Below are 2,500 nucleotides of genomic sequence, written 5' to 3' on the forward strand. Positions count from 1 at the left end.
ATTATTGCCCTGGCATCGAGCTATTGTCCCGTGGGGCTGCCCCCAAAGTATCGTCGCCGCTACAGCGTTTCACCTCTGAGTTCGGGATGGGTCAGTGTGGTTCCACCGCGCCATGAACACCAGGAATATCTCCAAAACCTTGAAGGCTGCATAGTCCCTTGTCTTTTCGTCACCAACGTCTGTTGTGAGGTCAAGCCCTCGGTCTGTTAGTATTGCTCGACTTCATGTGTTGCCACACTTCCATCTACAACCTATTAACGGGTGTTCTGCCCGTGACCTTACTGGATTAACTCCATGAGAGCACTCATCTTGAGGTGGGCTTCCCACTTAGATGCTTTCAGCGGTTATCCGCTCCGCACTTGGCTACCCAGCGTTTACCGTTGGCACGATAACTGGTACACCAGCGGTGCGTTCCTCCCGGTCCTCTCGTACTAAGGAGGATTCCTCTCAATGCTCTTGCGCCTGCACCGGATATGGACCGAACTGTCTCACGACGTTCTGAACCCAGCTCACGTACCGCTTTAATGGGCGAACAGCCCAACCCTTGGCACGTACTTCCGCACCAGGTTGCGATGAGCCGACATCGAGGTGCCAAACCTCCCCGTCGATGTGAACTCTTGGGGGAGATCAGCCTGTTATCCCTAGAGTAACTTTTATCCGTTGAGCGACGGCCCTTCCACTCAGTGCCGTCGGATCACTAAGGCCGACTTTCGTCCCTGCTCGACTTGTTTGTCTCGCAGTCAAGCTCTCTTCTGCCTTTACACTCTACGGCTGATTTCCAACCAGCCTGAGAGAACCTTTGCGCGCCTCCGTTACCTTTTAGGAGGCGACCGCCCCAGTCAAACTGCCCACCTGATACTGTTCCCTCGCCAGTTAATGGCTTAGGGTTAGAATTCTAGCCTCACAAGAGTGGTATCTCACCGTTGACTCCGCTGCTCCCACAAGAGCAACTTCTTAGTCTCCCACCTATCCTGCGCATGCAAGGCCCGAACCCAATACCAGGCTACAGTAAAGCTTCATAGGGTCTTTCTGTCCGGGTGCAGGTAGTCCGTATCTTCACAGACATTCCTATTTCGCCGAGCCTCTCTCTGAGACAGCATCCAGATCGTTACGCCTTTCGTGCGGGTCGGAACTTACCCGACAAGGAATTTCGCTACCTTAGGACCGTTATAGTTACGGCCGCCGTTCACCGGGGCTTCAGTCGCCAGCTTCAACTCCGAAGAGCCTGACCGACTTCCTTAACCTTCCGGCACTGGGCAGGCGTCAGCCCCCATACTTCGTCTTACGACTTCGCGGAGACCTGTGTTTTTGGTAAACAGTCGCCTGGATCTCTTCACTGCGACCACCTCTCGGTGGCACCCCTTCTCCCGAAGTTACGGGGCCATTTTGCCGAGTTCCTTAGAGAGAGTTATCTCGCGCCCTTGGGTATTCTCAACCATCCCACCTGTGTCGGTTTCGGGTACAGGTAATCATGGATTATCGTGCTTAGAGCTTTTCTAGGAAGCCTGACTTCAACCACTTCGGGTCCGTAGACCCTCGTACTCATGCCTCAGCTCAGAGCGTTTTCACCGCTCCTCATCACCTCGAACACTTGAACCGGTAACCAACATCCGGCTGGCCTAGCCTTCTCCGTCCCTCTGCACTATCCATCATCAGTATCGGAATGTTGACCGATTGTCCATCGACTACGCTTCTCAGCCTCGCCTTAGGTCCTGACTAACCCTCCGTGGACGAGCCTTCCGGAGGAACCCTTGGGATTTCAGGGCATTGGATTCTCACCAATGTTTGCGCTACTCAAGCCGACATTCTCACTTCCGCTTCGTCCATACCTGCTCTCGCTAGTACTTCTCACTACTACGGAACGCTCCCCTACCGATTAATTTATTAATCCCACAGCTTCGGCATGTCACTTAGCCCCGTTCATTTTCGGCGCAGAATCGCTTGACCAGTGAGCTATTACGCACTCTTTTAAGGATGGCTGCTTCTAGGCAAACCTCCTGGTTGTCTCGGCAATTCCACCTCCTTTATCACTTAGTGACAATTTGGGGGCCTTAGCTGGTGGTCTGGGCTGTTTCCCTTTCGACAATGGAGCTTATCCCCCACTGTCTCACTGGCAACGTGTTCAACGGGTATTCTGAGTTTGTCTCGATTTGGTACCGCTCTCGCAGCCCGCACCGAAACAGTGCTTTACCCCCCGCCTATAATCGTTACCGCTGCGCCTCAACACATTTCGGGGAGAACCAGCTAGCTCCGGGTTCGATTGGCATTTCACCCCTAACCACACCTCATCCGCCGATTTTTCAACATCGGTCGGTTCGGACCTCCACTTGGTGTTACCCAAGCTTCATCCTGGACATGGTTAGATCACCCGGGTTCGGGTCTATAAACAGTGACTTATTCGCCCTTTTCAGACTCGCTTTCGCTTTGACTTCGGCATTCTCGCCTTAATCTGCCACTGCCTATAAGTCGCCGGCTCATTCTTCAACAGGCACACCGTTAC

The 2,500-nt window shown here is 53.4% G+C and carries 2 rRNA genes (1 of these 2 cut by a window edge); both read right to left on the minus strand.

The window, feature by feature from the left end:
* Positions 1–7 precede the first annotated feature (7 nt).
* Positions 8–124: ribosomal RNA gene (gene rrf, locus NDA01_RS09640) — 5S ribosomal RNA — on the minus strand.
* Positions 125–186: 62 nt separating this feature from the next.
* Positions 187–2,500, minus strand: a 23S ribosomal RNA gene (locus tag NDA01_RS09645) (it continues 571 nt past the right edge of the window).

The organism is Trichocoleus desertorum AS-A10 (assembly GCF_039962155.1).
In the GTDB taxonomy this organism is placed as follows: Bacteria; Cyanobacteriota; Cyanobacteriia; order FACHB-46; family FACHB-46; genus Trichocoleus.